18 protein-coding genes are annotated in these 20,367 nt (G+C 65.4%); 1 reads left to right on the top strand and 17 read right to left on the bottom strand.

Going from position 1 to position 20,367, the window contains the following annotated elements; translation table 11 throughout:
* Positions 1 to 2: 2 nt before the first annotated feature.
* The 6 genes from ACOYR3_RS19115 to ACOYR3_RS19140 all read right to left on the bottom strand — a co-directional run bounded on the left by ACOYR3_RS19115 (position 3) and on the right by ACOYR3_RS19140 (position 6,070).
* On the bottom strand, positions 3 to 1,583 hold the full coding sequence (locus tag ACOYR3_RS19115; RefSeq protein ID WP_422843885.1) for a DUF3426 domain-containing protein: 1,581 nt from the start codon (positions 1,581 to 1,583) through the stop codon (positions 3 to 5).
* Between the two features lie 107 nt (positions 1,584 to 1,690).
* Complete coding sequence (gene prmA / locus ACOYR3_RS19120; protein WP_422843886.1) at positions 1,691 to 2,599, bottom strand: 50S ribosomal protein L11 methyltransferase; 909 nt, start codon at positions 2,597 to 2,599, stop codon at positions 1,691 to 1,693.
* 150 nt (positions 2,600 to 2,749) lie between these two features.
* Positions 2,750 to 4,099: an acetyl-CoA carboxylase biotin carboxylase subunit gene (gene accC, locus ACOYR3_RS19125; protein ID WP_291489575.1), complete on the bottom strand. Its 1,350-nt coding sequence runs from the start codon at positions 4,097 to 4,099 to the stop codon at positions 2,750 to 2,752.
* 168 nt (positions 4,100 to 4,267) lie between these two features.
* Positions 4,268 to 4,729 (bottom strand): acetyl-CoA carboxylase biotin carboxyl carrier protein, encoded by a 462-nt coding sequence (accB, locus tag ACOYR3_RS19130; protein WP_422843887.1) that lies wholly within the window; start codon positions 4,727 to 4,729, stop codon positions 4,268 to 4,270.
* A 148-nt stretch (positions 4,730 to 4,877) separates the two neighbouring features.
* Complete coding sequence (locus ACOYR3_RS19135; protein ID WP_422843888.1) at positions 4,878 to 5,474, bottom strand: TlpA family protein disulfide reductase; 597 nt, start codon at positions 5,472 to 5,474, stop codon at positions 4,878 to 4,880.
* Positions 5,471 to 6,070 (bottom strand): hypothetical protein, encoded by a 600-nt coding sequence (locus ACOYR3_RS19140; RefSeq protein ID WP_422843889.1) that lies wholly within the window; start codon positions 6,068 to 6,070, stop codon positions 5,471 to 5,473. The genes ACOYR3_RS19135 and ACOYR3_RS19140 overlap by 4 nt, the downstream gene beginning before the upstream one ends.
* Positions 6,071 to 6,241: 171 nt before the next feature.
* Between ACOYR3_RS19140 and mpl the strand changes: the two genes are divergently transcribed.
* Positions 6,242 to 7,666, top strand: a complete 1,425-nt coding sequence (gene mpl / locus ACOYR3_RS19145; protein WP_422843890.1) for a UDP-N-acetylmuramate:L-alanyl-gamma-D-glutamyl-meso-diaminopimelate ligase — start codon at positions 6,242 to 6,244, stop codon at positions 7,664 to 7,666.
* 52 nt (positions 7,667 to 7,718) lie between these two features.
* Here mpl and ACOYR3_RS19150 read toward each other — a convergent pair whose 3' ends face one another.
* From ACOYR3_RS19150 to ACOYR3_RS19200, 11 genes are all read right to left on the bottom strand, one after another.
* Positions 7,719 to 8,030, bottom strand: coding sequence for a hypothetical protein (locus ACOYR3_RS19150; RefSeq protein ID WP_422843891.1), 312 nt, complete (start codon positions 8,028 to 8,030; stop codon positions 7,719 to 7,721).
* Positions 8,031 to 8,144: 114 nt separating this feature from the next.
* Positions 8,145 to 9,266, bottom strand: a complete 1,122-nt coding sequence (locus ACOYR3_RS19155; RefSeq protein WP_422843892.1) for a 3-deoxy-7-phosphoheptulonate synthase — start codon at positions 9,264 to 9,266, stop codon at positions 8,145 to 8,147.
* Between the two features lie 302 nt (positions 9,267 to 9,568).
* Positions 9,569 to 10,120 carry a hypothetical protein gene (locus ACOYR3_RS19160; protein WP_422843893.1) on the bottom strand — a complete coding sequence of 184 codons (552 nt, stop codon included), beginning with the start codon at positions 10,118 to 10,120 and terminating at the stop codon, positions 9,569 to 9,571.
* A 96-nt stretch (positions 10,121 to 10,216) separates the two neighbouring features.
* Positions 10,217 to 11,365 carry an SGNH/GDSL hydrolase family protein gene (locus ACOYR3_RS19165; protein ID WP_422843894.1) on the bottom strand — a complete coding sequence of 383 codons (1,149 nt, stop codon included), beginning with the start codon at positions 11,363 to 11,365 and terminating at the stop codon, positions 10,217 to 10,219.
* A 4-nt stretch (positions 11,366 to 11,369) separates the two neighbouring features.
* Complete coding sequence (locus ACOYR3_RS19170) at positions 11,370 to 11,522, bottom strand: DUF5989 family protein (protein ID WP_291489566.1); 153 nt, start codon at positions 11,520 to 11,522, stop codon at positions 11,370 to 11,372.
* Positions 11,522 to 11,935 (bottom strand): SxtJ family membrane protein, encoded by a 414-nt coding sequence (locus ACOYR3_RS19175; protein WP_422843895.1) that lies wholly within the window; start codon positions 11,933 to 11,935, stop codon positions 11,522 to 11,524. Before ACOYR3_RS19175 ends, ACOYR3_RS19170 begins: the two co-directional genes overlap by 1 nt.
* A 4-nt stretch (positions 11,936 to 11,939) precedes the next feature.
* Positions 11,940 to 13,769: a carbamoyltransferase gene (locus ACOYR3_RS19180; RefSeq protein ID WP_422843896.1), complete on the bottom strand. Its 1,830-nt coding sequence runs from the start codon at positions 13,767 to 13,769 to the stop codon at positions 11,940 to 11,942.
* A gap of 58 nt (positions 13,770 to 13,827) precedes the next feature.
* The gene (locus tag ACOYR3_RS19185) at positions 13,828 to 15,048 is read right to left on the bottom strand and encodes a sialate O-acetylesterase (protein WP_422843897.1); all 1,221 of its coding nucleotides are present in this window, start codon (positions 15,046 to 15,048) and stop codon (positions 13,828 to 13,830) included.
* A gap of 88 nt (positions 15,049 to 15,136) precedes the next feature.
* Positions 15,137 to 16,621: a metalloprotease TldD gene (tldD, locus tag ACOYR3_RS19190; RefSeq protein WP_422843898.1), complete on the bottom strand. Its 1,485-nt coding sequence runs from the start codon at positions 16,619 to 16,621 to the stop codon at positions 15,137 to 15,139.
* A 102-nt stretch (positions 16,622 to 16,723) separates the two neighbouring features.
* The gene (rodA, locus tag ACOYR3_RS19195; protein WP_422843899.1) at positions 16,724 to 17,896 is read right to left on the bottom strand and encodes a rod shape-determining protein RodA; all 1,173 of its coding nucleotides are present in this window, start codon (positions 17,894 to 17,896) and stop codon (positions 16,724 to 16,726) included.
* Between the two features lie 51 nt (positions 17,897 to 17,947).
* Positions 17,948 to 20,347 (bottom strand): protein kinase domain-containing protein, encoded by a 2,400-nt coding sequence (locus tag ACOYR3_RS19200; RefSeq protein ID WP_422843900.1) that lies wholly within the window; start codon positions 20,345 to 20,347, stop codon positions 17,948 to 17,950.
* Between the last annotated feature and the right edge of the window lie 20 nt (positions 20,348 to 20,367).

The raw sequence follows: 20,367 nt of genomic DNA on the forward strand, positions 1-20,367 counted from the left end.
GCTCAGGGATAGAACGCAAGCAGCCGGTAGCCGGCCACGCGCGCGCCCCCCGTGGTCACCAGCACCGACACCGAGGCATTCCATTCGCCGCGGGCCGGCAGTTCGCCGGAAGCGCCCAGGTCGGCCGGCAACAGCACCCGGCGCAGCACCGGCTGGTCCTGGGCGTCGGTCAGGGTCAACTCGACCGCCGGCGTGGCCACGGGAATGGCGGCCAGGTTCTTCATGGTCAGCGCCAGCTGGTAGCTGTCGCCCCGGGCCTTGTTGAACGATGAGCTGTCAATGACCACGTCCGCAATCTGGCGGTAGGGCGCAACCTCGCAGCGCAGCGGCTCGCACAGCGCCAGCAGCCAGGGCTGCAAGCGCACATTCATGGCGGCCAGCCGGTCGCGCTCCTGCACCGCAACCTGCAGGCCCAGCCCCGCCAGCGATGCAAGGACCAGCAGCACCAGGACACCGCGTACCAGTGGCCTGCGCCAGAACGCCTTGCGCCGCGCCGCCACGACGAAGCTGACCTCCTCGTGATCGGCCGGCGCTTCGTCCTCGGCACTGCGGTCTTCGCCCTGCGGCGCCGCGTCTGCGTCGGCCGCAGAAGGCTTGGCAGTACGGGCGCGCAGTACCCGGGCTGGCGTGCGCTCGTCGACCAGGGCCAGGGTCTCCGGCACCGGAGCCGGCGGCGCAGGCACAAAATCCACCGGCGGCAAGGGCGTGGCAGTGCCTTGCCCAGGGGCAGCGGCCGGCGGCTCTAGTGCTTCCCCGTCGTCCAGCACGGGCGCTGGGGGCGGCTCCGTCTCCACAGCCGCGGGGGCCGGCAGGTCGGGCTCGGGATCGATGGGCGGCAGCGGGTCCGCGGCAAGCTCCGGCTCCGGGGGCAACTCCTCGTCGTCCGGCAGGGTGGCCGAAGGCAATTCGTATCCCGCAGCCAGGGGCGGCAGGGTCGTCGGCTCGGCGCCGGCCTCCGGCAGCCCGGCCCTTTCTATCGCCTGCGGCGGGACCAGGTTCTCGGCACCGGGGACCCGGCTTTCGACGCCGGACTGCACCTCGACGGGCGCAGCGCTGGGCCGCCAGGAGAATGCATCCAGAAGCCCCGCCTCCAGCCCTGGCGGCTGCTGCGCCGCCTCGCCCCCCCGCGCGGAGAGGAACGCAGGGACGGCAGGCTGGGGAACCTCCAGGACCGGGACGGCATCCTCCTGCGGAGAGTCCGCTTCGGCGACCGGCTCCCAGGGCGGAAGCGCACTGTCCGGCAGGTCGCCGGGCGGAACATCCCCGGCGGCCGGCGCAGGCACTGAAGGCGCAGACGAAGGTGCAGGCACCCGTGGTGGCGCGGCATTCGCCCCGGCGGCTGCCGGGGCACCCCAGACCCGACCCACATCCACCGCGCGAGGCACCGGCACGGGCGGGGGGCGCACATCGGTCAGCGAGACATCGGGCAGCAGCGCCGCGGGCGCCACCGCCAGCAGGTGGGCCGACGCGTCAAAGACTTCCTTGCACTGGCCGCACCGCACCCACCCTTCCGAGATGCGCAACTGGTCCGCCACGACCTTGAACGTGGTGGAGCAGGACGGGCAGCGGGTGATCTGGCTCATCAGCGGTGGATTGTAGGGTCGACCCATGCCGCCTGGGCGGCATCAGCGGCAGCACGGCGCTGCAGGACAAGCCCGCGTGCAGGCGGGCGAAAGCCGTGCAAGCGGGCTCAGCGCCGGGCGGTCATCAGAATCCAGCCGTCCTCCGAGTCCGCCACCTCCAGCGCGACCCAGGGCGCATAGGCCTCCTGGAGCTCGCTGGCCTGGCGCTCCAGGATGCCGGCCAGCACCAGGTTCCCGCCGGGTGCAACATGGCCGCACAGCAGCGGCGCCAGCACGCGCAGCGGCGTGGCCAGGATGTTGGCGAGCACGGTCTGGTACGTACCGGTGGCCTTGTCAGGCAAGCCCGCGTGCAGCTGCACTTCATTGGCCTGTGCGTTGAGCACCGTGGAATCGACCGCGGCGGGATCGATGTCCACCGCGTCCACGTCCGTGGCGCCAAACTTGGCCGCACCAATGGCCAGAATGCCCGAGCCACAGCCGTAGTCGAGCACCCGGCCCAGCGGGTTGCTGCCGCTGCCCGAAGTCCCTTGGGCCCCGTGGCGGGCGATCCAGCGCAGGCACATGCGCGTGGTGGGGTGCGTGCCCGTGCCGAACGCCAGCCCCGGGTCCAGGCGAATGCTGCGCAGCGCCTGCGGCGGCAGTTCGTGCCAGGTCGGAACGATCCAGAAGTCCGGTGTGATCTCCACAGGCGCAAACTGCGACTGGGTGAGTCGCACCCAGTCCTGCTCCGGAACATGGGACACGCCCAGCACCTGGCAGCCCGCGAAGAAGTCCTGGACGGCCAGCAGCTGCTGCGCTTCGCGCGCCGCCTCTTCCGAGGCGAAGAGCGCGACGACCCTGCTGCGCTGCCATCCTTCCTTGGGCGGAGGCATGCCCGGCTCGCCGAACAGCTCCCGCTCGGCGTCGGTCTGTGCATCCGCATCCTCCACCGACACGGACAGCGCATCCAGCGCGTCCAGTGCATCGCTGACCGCTTCGATGCGGTCTTCCGGGCACATCAGGCTCAACTCGAACATAGGCGAATGCCTCTCAACAAAAATGAATGCCCCCGTTGCCGGGGGCCTGTGAAACAGAAACGGCCATGTGCCGCGCCAGACGCTGCCCGGCGCCGCAACCGCCCCGCGCAAAAAGGCCGCAGCACCGCGGCCTGCAAGCAGCGGGCCGGATCAGCGCTTGTGCTGCGACAGCCACTCTTCCAGATAGTGGATGTTGGTGCCGCCGGCCATGAACTTGGCGTCCACCATCAGCTCGCGGTGCAGCGGCACGTTGGTGTTGATGCCTTCGATCACGGTTTCGGACAGCGCGGTGCGCATGCGGGCCAGCGCCTGTTCGCGGGTGTCGCCGTGCACGATGATCTTGCCGATCATCGAGTCGTAGTTGGGCGGCACGAAGTAGTTGGTGTAGGCATGCGAGTCGACGCGCACGCCGGGGCCGCCGGGCGGATGCCACGTGGTGATGCGACCCGGCGAGGGCGTGAACTTGTAGGGGTCCTCGGCATTCACGCGGCACTCGATCGCGTGGCCGCGGATCTCGATCTGCCGCTGGGTGAACGGCAGCTTCTCGCCCGCGGCCACCATGATCTGCGTCTTCACGATGTCCACGCCCGTGATCCATTCGGTCACCGGGTGCTCGACCTGCACGCGGGTGTTCATCTCGATGAAGTAGAACTCGCCGTTCTCGTACAGGAACTCGAACGTGCCCGCACCGCGGTAGCCGATCTTCTTGCAGGCGGCCACGCAGCGTTCGCCGATCTTCTCGATCAGCTTGCGCGGAATGCCGGGCGCCGGCGCCTCCTCGATCACCTTCTGGTGGCGGCGCTGCATGGAGCAGTCGCGCTCGCCCAGGTACACCGCGTTCTTGAACTTGTCGGCCAGCACCTGGATTTCAATGTGGCGCGGGTTCTGGAGGAACTTCTCCATGTACACGGCCGGATTGCCAAAGGCCGCCCCGGCCTCGGCCTTGGTCATCTGCACGGCATTGACCAGCGCCGCCTCGGTGTGCACCACGCGCATGCCGCGGCCGCCGCCGCCGCCGGCCGCCTTGATGATCACCGGATAGCCGATGGCCTTGGCCACGCGGCGGATCTGCACCGGGTCATCGGGCAATTCGCCCTCCGAGCCTGGCACGCAGGGCACGCCCGCGCGGATCATGGCCTGCTTGGCCGACACCTTGTCCCCCATGATGCGGATGGACTCGGGCGTGGGGCCGATGAACTGGAAGCCGCTCTTTTCCACGCGCTCGGCAAAGTCGGCGTTTTCGGACAGGAAGCCATAGCCGGGGTGGATGGCTTCGGCGTCCGTGACCTCGGCGGCCGAGATGATGGCCGGCATGTTGAGATAGCTCAGGGGCGACGGCGCGGGGCCGATGCACACGGCTTCCTCGGCCAGCTTGACGTACTTGGCGTCGCGGTCCGCCTCGGAGTACACCATGACGGCCTTCACGCCCAGTTCATGGCAGGCACGCTGGATGCGCAGAGCAATCTCTCCACGGTTAGCGACCAGAATCTTTTTAAACATATAGGTTGTCCACAGTGCGCGCTGCCCGCAACGCTTGAAACGGATGCACCGGCCGCCCGCAGGCGTCTGTGCAAAGGCGATCGCCCCGCGCCGGCGGCGCCTTCCCGCCGGGCCCAAGCCGCGGGACAGGAAGAAAAGCGGCCCGGCCGCTCAGGGGGTGGCGCGCGTTCATTCAATGACAAACAGCGGCTGGCCGTATTCGACGGCCTGGCCGTTTTCACCCAGGATGCGGGTGATGGTGCCGGTTTTGTCGGCTTCGATTTCGTTGAGGATCTTCATGGCCTCGATGATGCAGACGGTCTCGCCTTCCTTGACCTGGCTGCCCACTTCCACGAACGGCTTCGCGCCGGGGCTGGCGGAACGGTAAAACGTGCCCACCATGGGCGATTTGACGACGTGCCCGGCAGGCGCGGCGGGCGCCGAGGGGGCGGGCAGTTCGGCCACCTGGGCTACAGCCGGCGCAGCGGCGGCGGCCACGGGGGCCTGGACGGGGGCAGCAACGTACTGCTGCACCACGCCGCCCATGCTCTTGACGATGCGGACCTTGCCCTCCGCCTCGGTGATTTCGAGTTCGGACACATTCGACTCGGACACGAGGTCGATCAGGGTCTTGAGTTTTCGCAGATCCATGGAAGCTCCAACGGCTATAAAACTAAATAGGGCGCGAATTTACTCCAATTTCGGCCTATCTCGGTCTTCCACGCGCAATTTTCATGAACTACATCAGCCAAAAAAGGCCTGTAGCACCCACCGGCGGGGCCTGGGACGCTCCGCCCGGTCAGCGCAAGGGCGTCCAGAGCGCCAGATCCTGCGGGCTCACCTGCCCCATTTTACGGTGCAGCACCCGTCCCTCGGCGCCCAGCACCACGGTAAAGGGAAGGCCCCCGGTGAGATTGCCCAGGGATCGCCCCAGATCCGTGCCGCCCAAGCCCGCCAGCCCCACAGGGAAGGCCAGGGGGATGCGCTCTAGGAACTTGCGCACGGAAGAGGGCTGGTCAATGGCCAGGCCCACCACTTGCCAGCCATGGGCGGCTTGTTCGCGGAAGAAGGCATTGAGAAGCGGCAACTCCTCCACGCACGGCGGGCACCAGGTGGCCCAGAAGTTCAGCAGCAACGGCTTGCCGAGAAAGGTCTTCATCGCCAGCGTTCCCCCTCCGGGTTGCTCGAACTCCAGGGCCCACAGCGCCTGCTCGGCGCCGGGACTCAGCGCGTGCGGGCTGAACTTCCACCACGCCACGCCCGCACCGGCCACCGCCGCCGCGCCGGCCACCCCGGCGACCAGAAGGCGGCGCCGGGTGGCAGAAACGGGAGCGCCCGGCGCAACGGCCGCCGCCGTGGTCGGCGACGAAGCAGAAGAGGAAGAAGAAGTGGTCATGGAAGCTCGGTTTCCTGTAGCAGGCGCCGCACAGCGGTCAGGTCGCCGCGCGCCACGCGGCCCTTGGCGTCGGGCCGCAACGCCCCCCGCAGGTCGTCCAGGTCGTAGATCATGAGGTGCACACCGATCATCTCCTGAAGTTCGGGCGATTTGCTGGCCAGGCTCAGGGCCTCGACCGGCTCGCCATGAAATCCCGTCACGGTGCGCGGTTCGTAATCGACATGGTGATCGATCAGCGCGATCTCTGCAGATTTGGGGTCATCGCAAAACAACTGCAGATAAATATCAGACAGGCGCGTGGCCGTCCCCTGCCAGACCGCGCCCGCAAGGTGCGGGCGGAACGCCGCCATCCGCTCCATCCAGACCAGGGCCAGCTGGCGCAAGGCGCGCAATTCGCGCGGCTGGGTGTCGGCGCAGAACAGCTGGATGTATTCCCGCACGGCGTCGTCCAGCTGGTCGTTGTCGGGCAGCAGCGTGCGCGCGGGCAGCCCCATCTGGCGCACCGCCCGGCGTTTGGCGGGGCCCCATTCCAGGCCTTCCTCCACCACCAGCCGGGCGGCGGTGTGGGCGATCTCTTCGCTCAAGGGGGTGTGCATGGCAACGAACGGCGAACCGGTGCAGGGGAAACCCGCATTGTGGCCCCAGCGGCGCCCCGGGCGGCAGGCACATCCCAGGACACCCAAGGGATACTACTATTTTCATAGCTGTCCGCGCTTGTCGGTCAAGCGCTGCAGGGCATTTTGCATTGGACCGTAGAATCTGCGCCCATGCATATACACATCCTCGGCATCTGCGGCACGTTCATGGGGGGCCTGGCCGCGCTGGCACGTGAAGCCGGGCACAAGGTGACGGGCTGCGACGCCGGCGTCTACCCCCCGATGAGCGACCAGCTGCGGGCGCTGGGCATCGACCTGATCGAGGGATTCGGGGCAGAGCAGCTCGGCCTGGCGCCCGACATGTTCGTGGTCGGCAACGTGGTCAGCCGCGCGCGGCTGGCCGACGGATCTCCCAAGTTCCCGCTGATGGAGGCCATCCTCGACGCGGGCCTGCCCTACACCAGCGGCCCCCAGTGGCTGGCCGACCATGTGCTGCAGGGCCGCCATGTGCTGGCCGTGGCCGGCACGCACGGCAAGACCACCACCACGTCGATGCTGGCGTGGATCCTGGACAGCGCCGGGCAGCAGCCCGGCTTCCTGATTGGCGGAGTGCCCTTGAACTTCGGGGTGTCGGCCCGCCTGGGCGCAGGCCGCAGGCCCCAGCCCGGCCCGTCGCCGCTCGGGTCGGCGCCGCTGTTCGTGATCGAGGCGGACGAGTACGACACGGCCTTTTTCGACAAGCGCAGCAAGTTCGTGCACTACCGGCCGCGCACCGCGGTGCTGAACAACCTGGAATTCGATCACGCGGACATCTTCGACGACCTGGCCGCCATTGAGCGGCAGTTCCACCACCTGGTCCGCACGGTGCCGCCGTCGGGCCGCGTGGTGGTGAACGGCCTGGAGGAAAGCCTGGCCCGGGTGCTGCACGCCGGCTGCTGGAGCGAGGTGGCCCGCTTTGGCGACGTGACCGGCGATTTTTCAGCCCAGGGCGAACCCCAGGCGTTCGACGTGCTGCACCAGGGACGCACGGTGGCCCGGGTGGAATGGACCCTGACGGGGCTGCACAACCAGCTCAACGCGCTGGCCGCGATAGCCGCCGCCCACCACGTGGGGGTCGCCCCGGCGGACTCCGCCGCCGCACTGGCCCGCTTTCAGAACGTGAAGCGGCGCATGGAGCTGCGCGGCACGGTGCGGGGCATCGCGGTGTACGACGATTTTGCGCACCACCCCACCGCGCTGCGAACCACGCTGGACGGGCTGCGCCGCAGCCTGGGCCCCGGCGCCCGCATCCTGGCCGTGTTCGAGCCCCGCAGCAACACCATGAAGCTCGGCGCCATGAAGTCGCAGCTGCCCTGGGCGCTGGAGCCGGCCGATCTGGCGTTCTGCAACACGGCCGGGCTGGACTGGGACGCTGCCCAGGCGCTGTCGCCGCTGGGCGTCGGCCCCGGCCGGCGGGCACAGATCGCGGGCGATATCGACACGCTGGTGCAGCAGGTGGTGCAGGTGGCGCGCGCCGGCGACCACATTGTTTGCATGAGCAACGGCGGCTTTGGCGGCATCCACGCCAAGCTGCTGAATTCGCTACAGAAACAATAGCACCTTGCGCTTACCAGGCAAGCGCAAGGGCCAATTTTGGCTTGAAAAGAGCTTAGAACGTCACGGCCATCCCGGGCACATCCACGCGCACCACGGGCTTGGCCAGGGCGGCGCTGGCGGCGCGCGCAAAGTCGCGGGACCAGGCGGGGTCGGCCAGCAATTGCGTTCCCGCAGCGCGGGCCACCGTCAGCACCTTGTCGGCCAGCAGCACCTTGCCGCTGGCGCGCAGCGGCTCGCAGTCGAGCGCGGTGAACTGCTCATCTAGCCAGCGCCTGCCGGCCTCGTGGCCCATGGGCTCGGCGCCTTCCAGGTCGAAACGGAATTCCTGGTTCGCGGCCAGATGGACCGACACTTCGCTGTGCATGGTGTTTCCTTTCTTCGATGCCGTGCCCGCGCCATGACGGGCAGCGGGCTGTGGCCTGGAGTTTAGGGCAACGCCGACCGCGCGTGCGGCCAGCGTGCCGTCCGGTCGGCGCAGTCAGCGCGCGCGCCGGGCCACGACGGCTTGCGACAGATCCGCCAGCGCGGCCAGGGAGTCATCCCAGCCCAGGCAGGCGTCGGTGATGCTCTTGCCATACTCCAGCGCCGCGGGCTGGTCCTTGCCGGGCGTGAACTTTTGCGCTCCCGCCGTGAGATGGCTTTCGATCATGAGTCCGAACACGCTGCGCGAGCCGCCGGCAATCTGGGCGGCAATGTCGCGCGCCACGTCCAGCTGCTTTTCGTGCTGCTTGCTGCTGTTGGCGTGGCTGCAGTCCACCATCAGCGTCGCAGGCAGCTTGGCGGCTTCCAGCTCCTTGCACGCAGCGGCCACGCTGGCCGCATCGTAGTTGGGCGCTTTGCCGCCGCGCAGGATCACGTGGCAGTCCTTGTTGCCCTTGGTGTTGACGATGGCGACCTGGCCGTTCTTGTGCACCGACAGGAAATGGTGGCCCCGGCTGGCCGACTGGATCGCGTCGGTAGCAATGCGGATGTTGCCGTCCGTGCCGTTCTTGAACCCGATGGGGGCAGAAATGCCCGAGGCCAGCTCGCGGTGCACCTGGCTTTCGGTGGTGCGCGCGCCAATGGCGCCCCAGCTGATGAGGTCGCCGATGTACTGGGGGGAAATCACGTCCAGGAACTCGCTGCCGGCCGGCATGCCCAGGCGGTTGATCTCGATGAGCAGCTGGCGGGCAATGCGCAGCCCCTCGTCAATGCGGTAGCTCTCGTCCAGGTAGGGGTCGTTGATGAGGCCCTTCCAGCCGACCGTGGTGCGCGGCTTTTCGAAGTACACGCGCATCACGATCTCCAGCGTGTCCTTGTACTGCTCGCGTGCCGCCTTCAGGCGACGCGCATATTCCAGCGCCGCTGCGGGGTCGTGGATGGAGCAAGGGCCGATGACGACCAGCAGACGGTCGTCCTTGCCGGCCATGATGTTGTGGATGTTCTTGCGGGTCTGCGTGATCAGCGCCTCGACCGCCGTGCCGCGGATCGGGAAAAAGCGGATCAAATGTTCTGGAGGAGGCAACACGGTGATGTCCTGGATACGTTCGTCGTCGGTCTGGCTGGTTTTCTCGACGCTGCGGTACCAGGCATCGCTGGCGGGGTTGGTGGCTGCGGTCATGGTGTTGCTTCCTCTTGGAGTTGTGTTGGAGGTGGGTGAAACGATGAAAACGAAAACGGAATGAGAGGGCCAGAAAAACAAAAACCGCCGGGCTTTGCAGCGTCGGCGGTTGGTAAGGGGAGCTTGTGTTGGCTTGCGCGTCTTCCTCTCATCCGCCGGGGACCGAGATAAAAAACCAAAAGTAAAACGCGCTGCGAACTTGCATGGCAGCCAATGTAGCACAGGAGTGCCGCACTGCAGCAAGTTCGGCCTGTTGCGATTGCGCGACACGGTCCGCAACCGAACCGGGCGGCGGCGCGGGCTCAACCGCCGCGCCAGCGTTTCCACCACGCGCGCACGCGCTGCAGCGCGGACCGTGGTGGCGCCATCGGCAAAGCGCCTTGCGGCAGATCGCTGTGGGGGTTGCTCTGGTGCTCGTACATGTCGACCAGCAGCAGGGCCTCGCCCAGGGTGCGCCAGGCCAGCAGCTCGAACTGGTCAAAGCTCGCGCGCTCCTTGGCGCTGCGTCGCTCCAGCATCTGCTGCCAGTCCGCAATGGCGTGGCGCAGTTCGCGCAGCGCCCGCTGGTAGGCGCCGAACTCGTACAGCGCATGCCAGGCCGAGCCCAGGCCGGTCAGGAACAGCTGGTGCTCCCGGGCACATTGCGAAAGCGCCGCAACACGAAGCATGATGGTCGGCGTGTCCTTGCTGGTACGGCGTGCGCGCACCGCCTCGTCGATATGCACCGACAGCGCCCCCAGGCTGTCGCGCAACTGCCGCGACTCTTCATCGGCCACCCCTTCGCGCAGGAAGCGGCTGATGTCGCCGAACGACTGAAGGGTCAGCAGCTGGCTACTGGGGCGCGTGGCGGGCATGGCGCCATTTTGCGCGGGAATGGTGCCGCCGTCGCCGATTCACGCGGCCACTGACGCCCTAATTCGCAAAACAGCGGGAAATGGGCCGATGGCCTGTCAATCGGCTTGCGGGGTACTACCCAGCCGGGGCAGCAGCGTTGTGAACATGGCGTTGGCAATCACCGCGTTGCCTTTGTCACCGAAGTGGAATTGATCCAGGAACATGTCTTCCGCAGACCCGTACTGGTCAAAAATTCCAGCCAAATTCACAAATTTGAAATTCCGGGCATCTACCACGGAAAGTCTTTTAACGATGGCTTGGTAGCATTCTTCATAGTACTTCTTGGACTTGGACAAGAAATCCCGCTCCCGCGGCGTCAGCGGCTTTTTCGTCACTGAAAGCGTTGGCTGCAGGAAGAAAATCCATTGCACCCCCATGTTCTCCAGGGCATGCGCCCCCAAGCGCGTGTTCTTTTCCAACCGGTACGCCACCATTTCTGACGGCACCGGTCCTTCAACCGGCTTGGCATGCGGAAGGTCTGCCAACTCCTTGCGGCCGGCCATGAGCAAGCCCTCGTTGGCCAGCGTCCGGAAATAGTCATCGGCGAACGCACTGAACCACAGCACATTGCGGCCTGCATCCCCCCAGAAAACATCATTGTTTCCCGACAGGGACAAAATCAAATCCGGCTGCAACTCCGAAAGGTAGTTCTCAATGGCAATCCGTTCTTGCGTGGAAGCCCAGGCAGGATTGGCGAATGTGAAGACTTCGTAATGCAGGTTATTTTTTTTGGAAAGCTCGTCATTCAATCGCTTTTCCAACAGGCTCCCGATGGTTGACTCCTGGCTGGGCGCGCCCGAACCATACGCCGTGGAGCCGCCCGTCAGAAAGATGCGGTAAACACCTTTCTGCTTGGGCATTTGCAACTCCTGCTTGTTTCGCATTTGCCAGGAGTTGATGTATGCGTTGAGGTGCTGCCCCGGCGAAGGAGCCGTTCCGACAAACGGGGTAGGCTGGTTTGGAACCGACCAGCTGATGGCACCCGCATCGACAGAGGCAGCCGTGTACGCTTTTGCGTAGTTGTTGCGCTGCTCGTCATTCAAGGGTGACACGGCCAGGACGCTCGCAAGGTTCTCGCCTTTCTCCACCCAGGAAATGACTTTCTTGAATCGCTCACCGGCCACGTAACGGCCCACCCCATACCCTGCCGCCACCAACCCGCACAAGATCAGCGAAGGCAGCAGTATGTAAGCAATCTTTTTCATTCGATCAGAACAGGGTGTAGATAAACGGCGCGAAAACCGAACCATGCCCAAAGACAATCAAGGTCCCCAGCAACAGCAGGACGAGCAAGATGGGAATCAGGACGTACCTCTTGTGCTCGCGAAAAAAAAGGAAAAGCTCCTTCACAAGTTCCAACATCAGAATTGCCTTTCCATATGATTTTCTTTTCTGGCCTGCCGATCCGTCCGGTAGGTGACCGCACTGCGGTCCCAGGCCTTTTTCAGGGTATCCCGGCGCAACATCCGCATCAGAAAACCCAAGGGGGTAAATACCAGGAAAAATACGACCCCCAGGACAATCCGGGTATTGATCCATTCCAACACCCTTGCGAGGCGCATCCAAACCCGGTGCACGCCGCCCAGAGCCGAAGGCCACAGGATGGCCAGGACTAAAAAAAGAGCCGCTACAAGCCAAGGCCAGTAGGCCCACTTGAGAGACCACCACCATGGCAGCAAAGCACCGACCACCAGGCCAAAAAATCCGGCCATGACATAGCCGAACTTGCGCAGCTCCGCCCTCTGAACGACATCTATATTTGCCATCTTCACCATTTCTTCAGTCCAGGGCCAGCGCCCCTGTGCGAGGAACAATCTTCAAATCCACCTGGTCCGCCTTCCTCAGAAGGACATTTCCGAGCACCAGATAGTCCATGTCCGTGCCCATGAAACACCGGAAGGCGTCCTCCGGAGACCCCACAATAGGCTCTCCACGCACATTGAAAGAAGTATTCACCAAGACAGGGCACCCGGTCTTTCGCTCAAAAGCGCTCAGCAGCCGATAAAACTCCGGATTGCTTCGCTCGTTCACCGTTTGCACCCGTGCAGAGTAGTCAACGTGGGTCACTGCGGGAATGCTCGAGCGGGTCTGGTAAAGCTGCTCCAACCCCTGAAGAGACTCGTTCGGCTCGTGGCGGATGGTATCGTGGACCTGCGCCACCAGGAGCATATAGGGGCTCGGTCTGTCCAAGTGGAAATACTGCCCGACCGCTTCCTCCTTGACCGCCGGAGCAAAAGGTCGGAATGATTCGCGGAACTTGATTTTCAGGTTCAACTGCGACTGCATGGCACTCGAGCGGGGGTCCGCCAGGATGGACCGGGCCCCCAGAGCGCGGGGACCAAACTCCATCCGGTTCTGGAACCAGCCCACGACGTTTTCCTCCGCCAGCAGGCCTGCCACCACGTCATACAACGCGTCCGCTTCTTGCACGACGTACCGGGCACCCAGTTTGTCCAGGGTCGCCACGATGTCCTGCTCGGCGTAGCGCGGGCCCAGGAGCGATCCCTGCATGCGGTCGCCGCCGGGCACATAAACCCGCTCCTGCTTGCGATACGTGTGGTACGCAGCATAGGCAGCGCCCAGCGCCCCCCCCGCGTCACCCGCGGCGGGCTGGATCCAGATGTCCTTGAAAATCCCTTCGCGCAACAAGCGCCCGTTGGCAACGCAATTGAGTGCCACGCCGCCGGCCATGCAGAGGTAATCCGCGCCGGTCTCTTTCCTGAGCTGCCGGGCCAGCTTGAGGACCACCTCTTCCGTGACCACCTGGATGGAGGCTGCCAGATCCATATCCCGCTGCGTGGGCACACTTTCCGGGTCGCGCGGAGGCGCGCCAAACAAATCAGCAAACTTCTGATTTGTCATTTGTAGGCCCGTACAGTAGTCGAAATAGTCCAGATTCAATCGGAAGGAACCATCGTCCTTCAGGTCCAGAAGATTGTCTCGTATTAGTTGGGCATGAACCGGCTTGCCATAGGGCGCAAGCCCCATCAGCTTGTATTCTCCAGAGTTCACCTTAAACCCGAGATAATAGGTAAATGCGGAGTACAACAGCCCCAAGGAGTGCGGAAAATCCAGCTGCCACAACGGTTTCAGCTCGGCCCCTTGCCCCATCCACGCCGAGGTGGTAGCCCACTCACCGACACCATCCAGGCACAGCACAGCCGCATTTTCAAACGGACTCGGATAGAAGGCGGAGGCAGCATGGGATTCATGGTGCTCAGCGAAAAGAATCGGAGGCAAATCAGCCTCTTTGCATGACATCAGCGCGGCCAGCTCCTTCTGGAGCGTCCTCTTCAGGTACAGCTTCTCCTTGAGCCACACCGGCAACGCGGTCACGAACGACTTGAATCCGCGCGGCGCATAGCTGAGATAGGTATCCAGCAACCGCTCAAATTTTAAAATGGGCTTGTCATAGAAGACAATGGAATCCAAGGACCCCACATCAACGCCCGCCTCCTGCAGGCAATAACGAGCCGCATTGCTGGGAAATCCCGCGTCGTGCTTCTTTCTTGTGAATCGCTCCTCTTGCGCGGCCGCAATAATTTCACCTGAACGAAGCAGCGCGGCTGCGCTGTCGTGGTAATACGAAGAAATCCCCAATATATTCACAGCTTACGCCTTATTCAAATTCATCTGATGCAAAGCCCAAAAAACACCGCGGACAAGCCTACCAAACGACCGCACACGAAGCGCTTTTGCAAACGCCGTCGTATCGATATGTCATCGGCAGTGCATCCTGGGTGAGCCAACGCTGCCCAGCCTTCGCATCACAGCAATGGAATTTCCAGACGCCATCAGCAATTGCCGAAGACTTGACGCCGGGCCTCGGACTCACCCCTACGCCAAAATTTGCCCTGTTTCGTGCACCCAACTTTGCAAAGGCCTGGTAGGCCATCTTTCCAAGCGAAAATTGTGCATACTCATCGAAATGCACTCCGCCAACGGCCAAGTGGCTGGAAAAACCGTCGGTATCGACAACCTCAACCTTCGGAGAAAGCTCGGCCAACTCATTTTGCGCAGAGCGGACATGTTTTCTGTACGTCCATAATTTGTTATCTTGCGCCCGACCAATCACCACGGGAACCGTCGGATCCTCCGTGCACCCCATCCGATAGAGGTCGTCTCTGATTTTTTCAACAAAATCCTTAATATTACTCCGATACGCTTTCGCCCAATTTTCACGCAAGGCATCCGTTTCACCTTGCATGAAAAATATGCCAACAACGTTCAGACGCACACTGTCTATTTTCGAGTTATGGGCCCCAGCAACCACCCTCAGCAACTCAGCATACAGCCGGCCCGAGGGGCTCCAATTATCTGCGGCAATGTCGTAATGCAAAGAAGTATTTGAAACAGCCAGCTTTGCGATGTAATGGTCATATGGCGGCTTATCATTCAACATGTAGGCCAACGAAAGCTCGGGCCCAAAAGAATCGCTTGCCGTCACGCCAAACGGAAAGTGCGACAAATTTTCCGCAACATTTTTGTAGCCAAACCCGGCTTGAGCGACATGCCATTGCGCATACCTACTCCAGGGAACATGCCTTGACTTCTTGTCATCGTCATTCCCCGCAACCCCCATGGGGGCGCCGAGTATCCCGTAAATCTTCACATTTTTGTATACCGCAGCTTTTCGGGCCACATCGAATTTCCCCGACACGAAATCCTTGACGGTGGCAAGCCCCACGGCATTTGACTGTCCCGCAACTACATACAGGCTGCGTATGGGCAGATTCCTATCAGCAGGCGCCGGGTAGCAACTTTGCGAATGGGCTGCACCACACGATGCAAAGGAAATGGCGACAAAAAAGAGCCCTCTACACAAATAATTTTGTGGAGTCCATCTTTTTTTCATTTCTCGATCGCCAGGGAAATCACCGCGCTGCATTCCGTAGCCTCATGTCAACCCGAACGCTGGCTGATGCCGCGCGATCGGGCTCTGCAGCATGGTGCGGATCTCCATGGGGACAGCCCACTCAAGCTGTGCCGCCCACCGTCAGCCCTTCGATGCGCAGCGTGGGCTGGCCCACGCCGACGGGCACGCTCTGGCCTTCCTTGCCGCAGGTGCCCACGCCGCTGTCCAGGCGCATGTCGTTGCCGATCATCGTCACCTTCTTGAGCGATTCGGGGCCGCTGCCGACGATGGTGGCGCCCTTGACGGGGTACTGGATCTTGCCGTTTTCCACCCAGTAGGCTTCGCTGGCCGAGAACACGAACTTGCCGGAGGTGATGTCCACTTGCCCGCCGCCGAAGTTGCTGGCGTACAGGCCCTTCTGGATGCTGGCGATGATTTCCTGCGGATCCTTGTCGCCGCCCAGCATGTAGGTGTTGGTCATGCGCGGCATGGGGATGTGGGCATAGCTTTCGCGCCGGCCGTTGCCGGTGGGCGCCACGCCCATCAGGCGCGCGTTCAGCGAGTCCTGGATGTAGCCCTTGAGAATGCCGTCCTCGATCAGCACGTTGCGCTGGCTTGCATGGCCCTCGTCGTCCACGTTGAGCGAGCCGCGGCGGTCGGCGATGGTGCCATCGTCGAGCACCGTGACGCCCTTGGCCGCCACGCGCTGGCCGATCAGGCCGCTGAAGGCGCTGGAGCCCTTGCGGTTGAAGTCGCCCTCCAGTCCATGGCCCACGGCTTCATGCAGCAGGATGCCGGGCCAGCCCGAGCCCAGCACCACGGTCATCTCTCCCGCCGGGGCGGGGCGCGACTCCAGGTTCACCAGGGCGGCGTTCACCGCCTCGTCCACGTAGCGTCCCATCTGCTCGTCGTCGAAATACGCCAGGCCGAAGCGCCCGCCACCTCCGGCCGAGCCCACCTCGCGGCGCCCGTTCTGCTCGGCGATCACCGTCACCGACAGGCGCACCAGCGGGCGCACGTCGGCGGCCAGCGTGCCGTCCGCCCGGGCCACCAGCACCACGTCGTATTCGCTGGCCAGGCCTGCCATCACCTGCACGACGCGCGGGTCCTTGGCGCGGGCACGGCGCTCCAGCTTTTCCAGCAGCGCCACCTTGGCGGTGCTGTCCAGCGAGGCGATGGGGTCCAGGCCGGGGTAGAGGCTGCGCGCTGCAGCTATCTTTTTAGGAGCTACTCGCGCTTTACCACCCTGGGCTGCAGCCGAAATAGACCGCACCGTGCGGGCGGCATCCAGCAGCGAGGCCTCGGAGATGTCGTCGGAATAGGCAAAGGCTGTCTTCTCGCCGCTCACGGCGCGCACGCCCACGCCCTGGTCGATGCTGAAGGAGCCCGTCTTCACGATGCCCTCCTCCAGGCTCCAGCCCTCGCTGCGCGTGTACTGGAAGTACAGGTCGGCGTCGTCCACCCGGTGGGCGCGGATCTCGGCCAGCGCGCGGGCCAGGTGGCTCTCGTCGAGTCCGAAAGGCGTCAACAGGAGTTCACGGGCAATGTCGATGCGCTGGCTGGTGGCTGCGCGCTGCGGCGCGGCAAGGGAGGAGCGGGAAGTCATCCAGGCATTTTAGGGGGCGGGCTTGCGCGCCCCGGCCCGCGCAGGCGATACCCCTATGCCGCCTGCGCGCGCGGGGTGCATGGGCGCACGGGGCCAGGCGCCCTACAGCGCGGGTGGCGCCTCCTGCGGCTCCTGCTTCTGCGCGCGCGCCACCGACATCAGGATGCCCAGGGCCAGGCCCAGCGTCACCATGGCCGTTCCGCCATAGCTGATGAAAGGCAGGGGCACTCCCACCACCGGCAGGATGCCGCTGACCATGCCCATGTTCACGAAGGCATAGGTGAAGAAGATCATCGAGACGGCACCGGCCATGAGCCGGCTGAACAACGTGGTGGCCCCCGCCGCAATGGCCAGCCCGCGCCAGACCAGCAGCAGGAAGCACACGATCAGGAACAGGTTGCCCGCCAGGCCGAACTCCTCGGAAAACGCCGCGAAGATGAAGTCGGTGGTGCGCTCGGGAATGAACTCCAGGTGCGTCTGCGTGCCCGCCATGAAGCCCTTGCCCCACACGCCGCCCGAGCCAATGGCGATCATGCCCTGAATGATGTGGAAGCCCTTGCCCAGCGGGTCGCGCGTGGGGTCCAGCAGCGTGCAGATGCGCTGCTGCTGGTAGTCGTGCAGCACCGGCCAGCGCACGCCGTCGGCGCACAGCTGGTCGCCCAGCAGGACCAGCGCCAGGATGCCAGCCCCTCCCAGCAGCACGGGCGGCAGCACCAGCTTCCAGGACAGGCCGGCAAAAAAGATAACCGACAGCCCCGCCGCCAGCACCAGCAGCGACGTTCCCAGGTCCGGCTGCTTCATGATGAGCCCGACGGGCAGGGCCAGCAGCACGCCGGCGGCAGCAAAGTCCAGCGGGCGCAGCGTGCCCTCGCGCTTCTGAAACCACCAGGCCAGCATCAGCGGCATGGCGATCTTGAGAATCTCGCTGGGCTGGATCACCACGCCGACATTGATCCAGCGCTGCGCTCCTTTCTTGGTGATGCCAAACAGCGCCACCGCCACCAGCAGGGCCACGCCCGCCGCATACAGCGGCACGGCAAACGCCATCAGCTTCTGGGGCGGCACCTGCGCCACCATGAACAGAATGGCCGCGGCAATGAGCATGTTGCGCCCGTGGTCCGCAAAGCGCGTGCCGTGGTCGTAGCCCGAGGAATACATGGCCAGCAGCCCGGCACAGGCGAGCAGCAGCACGACCAGGATGAGGGGAAGATCGAACCCGCGGAACAGCGGGACAAAACGCTGGGCAAGCGTGGGTTTTTCAAAAACGACGGCCATGGCGCAATTATCGGGGCGCGCACCGCGCAGCCCCCCCCCGTCCGGCGCGCCTCATCCCGCCTGGCGAAAGGCCATCACGGCCTGGTTGCGCAAGGTCCGCAGCAGGCCCAGGGCCTTGTCATCCACCACGATACCCCCGGGCACGGCCTGGTCCGCGTAGATGAGTGCGAACGTCTGCCCCTTGATCTGCAGCGGCAGCAGCAGGAACGACGGTGCGTTGAGCCCCGTGCGGTACCACTGCGGCAAACGAGCCTGCATGCGCGGGTCGGTCGCATCGTTGATCAGCGTATCCGCGCCGCGCAGGCACACCGTGGCGAACAGGTCGCCCGCGGCCCGCAGGGGAATCTTCATCGCCCGCACCGCGGTTTCGCTGCCCTCGCCCAGCCCGAAGCGCCCGGTCAGCGTCTCGCTGCGGGTTTCGCGCAGGCAGAACACCATGCGCCGCACGCCCAGTGCGCGGAACATGGTTTCCAGGATCATGCGCAGCACGTCGTTGAGCTGGAAGGTCTCGACCATGGCGTTGGTCACATCCTGGATGCCGGCGGTCAGCACATCGTTGACCTGCGCCAGCGACACGGCGCCACCGGCCTGCGGCTGCAGCACCGCCGGCAGCGCCGGGGCGGTGCCGGCGCGCAGCTCCAGGGGTTCGAGCCCGTCCTCCGGCACCGGCGCCCCGTCCGGCGATGCCGCCGGGAGCTGGAGCAGCCGGGCCGCCGCGGCCCCGGGCTCCACCCGCAGCTCCAGCGCGTCGGCCAAGGCCACCAGCTTGTGGCGGGCGCGCAGGGTGGCGTCCCCGATCGCCTCGGCAGACAGCCCCAGGGTGCGCGCATAGCGGGTGCCGATCTGGCCCAGCAGGGGCGCCACCCGCACGGGATCGTTCGCCAGCAGCGTGCTGGCCACCTCGTTGGCGGCCAGGGCCACCCAGCGCAGCCGCTCGGCCCCCTGCTCCGGCGGCCGCTGCGTGGGCGAGCCCAGCGGCTTGCGCATGCAGCGCTGCAGGTTCTCGGGCAGTCCCCAGACACGGGCCACGCCCACGCCCAGGTCTTCAAACCCCAGGCCCAGCACCTGCAGCGCCGCCGACTCTTCGCCCTGAGACCGGCCAGACGCCAGCAGGGCACGCACCTGGCGCGCCTCCTCGGGGAAATAGAACTCGCACAGCATGCGCCCCAGGTTCTGGAACATGGCGCCGATGAACGCCTCCTCGGCCGCCTGCGCCGCCGTGCACAGCTCTGCCGCCACCGACCCGGCCATCATGGCCCGCAGGAACTCCTCGCGCATCTGGCTTGCATGCGCCTTGTCCTGCATGTGGTCCAGCAGCACCAGGCTGAGCGCCATGTTGCGCACGGCGTTGAACCCCACCAGGCTCACGGCGCGCGAGACGGTGCTGATGGTCCCCCGGCTCGCGTGGGCATAGTGCACGCTGTTGACCAGCCGCAGCAGCTTGTGGGTGAGCGCCACGTCCTTGAGGATCTCGTGCGTGAGGTCGCTGATGCTGTCATCTTCGGACGTGGCCACGCGCTGGATGCGCGCCACCGAGTCCGACAGCGCCGGGAAGTCGCTCTTGTGCCGCATGCGGCGCAGCAGGAAATCCAGCGTCGCGTTGCTGGCGGCCGTGGGCGCGCTGGCGGGCGCGGCCCAGGCGCGCAAGGCGTCGCGGAACTCCGCGGCCGACGCGTACCGGCCGCCGGGCTCGCGCGCCAGCGCCCGCTGCACGATGGCCCGCAGCCCGTCGTCCGCGCCCGGCCCGAGGTCCGCCCCAGGCCCCGGCGGGGCCGGCTGGCCGGTGAGCATTTCCACCAGCACCAGCGCGGCGGAATACACGTCCATCGCGGGCGTGGGCGCGGCTCCGGCGGCCGCCTCGGGCGCCTGGTACGCAGGCGTGCCGCCAGCCCAGGGCGTGCCGGCGGACGCGGCCGGAGCCACCGGCGCGGCCATGCCGAAGTCCATCACCCGGGCATGGCGCTGGGTGTCGATCATGATGTTGGAGGGCCTGAGGTCGCGGTGCACGATGCCCGCCTGGTGCGCGGCCTGCAGGCCGTCAAGCACGTCCACCAGCAGGGCCACGGCGTCGTGCGGGGCGCAGCGGCCTTGCTGCGCCAGGTGCTCGGCCAGCGTGCACCCTGGCACGTACTCGAAGACGAGGAAGGGCTGCCGGCCCTGCACGTCGGCCTCGAAGACGGGCACGATGAAAGGGTGCGCCAGCCGCCCCACGTGGCGCGCCTCGCGCAGCCACTGCGCCAGCAGCAACGGGTCTTCTTGCGGCAGGGGCTGCAGCAGCTTGATGACCACGTCGCGCTCCAGGCGCGGGTCGCGCGCCAGCCACACGCTGGCCTGCGCGCTGCGGCCCAGCAGCCTTTGCAATACGAAGCGGCCTACGGCGGCCGGGGGCTTGTCGGCGGGGGATCCCAGAGCCCAGCGTTTGGCGGCGGAAAGCGGGGCAAAATCGGTCATGGCGGGGGATCGAGGATCGG

This window comes from Acidovorax sp. M2(2025), assembly GCF_049330835.1.
In the GTDB taxonomy this organism is placed as follows: domain Bacteria; phylum Pseudomonadota; class Gammaproteobacteria; order Burkholderiales; family Burkholderiaceae_C; genus Acidovorax.

Excerpts from the sequence above, each read along its gene's own strand:
- ACOYR3_RS19165 (WP_422843894.1), bottom strand. The coding sequence starts at position 11,365 with ATGAAAAAGATTGCTTACATACTGCTGCCTTCGCTGATCTTGTGCGGG.
- ACOYR3_RS19155 (WP_422843892.1), bottom strand. The coding sequence starts at position 9,266 with ATGACCGCAGCCACCAACCCCGCCAGCGATGCCTGGTACCGCAGCGTC.
- ACOYR3_RS19185 (WP_422843897.1), bottom strand. The coding sequence starts at position 15,048 with ATGCAGCGCGGTGATTTCCCTGGCGATCGAGAAATGAAAAAAAGATGG.
- ACOYR3_RS19170 (WP_291489566.1), bottom strand. The coding sequence starts at position 11,522 with ATGTTGGAACTTGTGAAGGAGCTTTTCCTTTTTTTTCGCGAGCACAAG.
- ACOYR3_RS19175 (WP_422843895.1), bottom strand. The coding sequence starts at position 11,935 with ATGGTGAAGATGGCAAATATAGATGTCGTTCAGAGGGCGGAGCTGCGC.
- mpl (WP_422843890.1), top strand. The coding sequence starts at position 6,242 with ATGCATATACACATCCTCGGCATCTGCGGCACGTTCATGGGGGGCCTG.
- ACOYR3_RS19135 (WP_422843888.1), bottom strand. The coding sequence starts at position 5,474 with ATGACCACTTCTTCTTCCTCTTCTGCTTCGTCGCCGACCACGGCGGCG.
- ACOYR3_RS19200 (WP_422843900.1), bottom strand. The coding sequence starts at position 20,347 with ATGACCGATTTTGCCCCGCTTTCCGCCGCCAAACGCTGGGCTCTGGGA.
- ACOYR3_RS19160 (WP_422843893.1), bottom strand. The coding sequence starts at position 10,120 with ATGCCCGCCACGCGCCCCAGTAGCCAGCTGCTGACCCTTCAGTCGTTC.
- prmA (WP_422843886.1), bottom strand. The coding sequence starts at position 2,599 with ATGTTCGAGTTGAGCCTGATGTGCCCGGAAGACCGCATCGAAGCGGTC.
- ACOYR3_RS19115 (WP_422843885.1), bottom strand. The coding sequence starts at position 1,583 with ATGAGCCAGATCACCCGCTGCCCGTCCTGCTCCACCACGTTCAAGGTC.
- accC (WP_291489575.1), bottom strand. The coding sequence starts at position 4,099 with ATGTTTAAAAAGATTCTGGTCGCTAACCGTGGAGAGATTGCTCTGCGC.
- rodA (WP_422843899.1), bottom strand. The coding sequence starts at position 17,896 with ATGGCCGTCGTTTTTGAAAAACCCACGCTTGCCCAGCGTTTTGTCCCG.
- ACOYR3_RS19150 (WP_422843891.1), bottom strand. The coding sequence starts at position 8,030 with ATGCACAGCGAAGTGTCGGTCCATCTGGCCGCGAACCAGGAATTCCGT.
- ACOYR3_RS19140 (WP_422843889.1), bottom strand. The coding sequence starts at position 6,070 with ATGCACACCCCCTTGAGCGAAGAGATCGCCCACACCGCCGCCCGGCTG.
- accB (WP_422843887.1), bottom strand. The coding sequence starts at position 4,729 with ATGGATCTGCGAAAACTCAAGACCCTGATCGACCTCGTGTCCGAGTCG.
- tldD (WP_422843898.1), bottom strand. The coding sequence starts at position 16,621 with ATGACTTCCCGCTCCTCCCTTGCCGCGCCGCAGCGCGCAGCCACCAGC.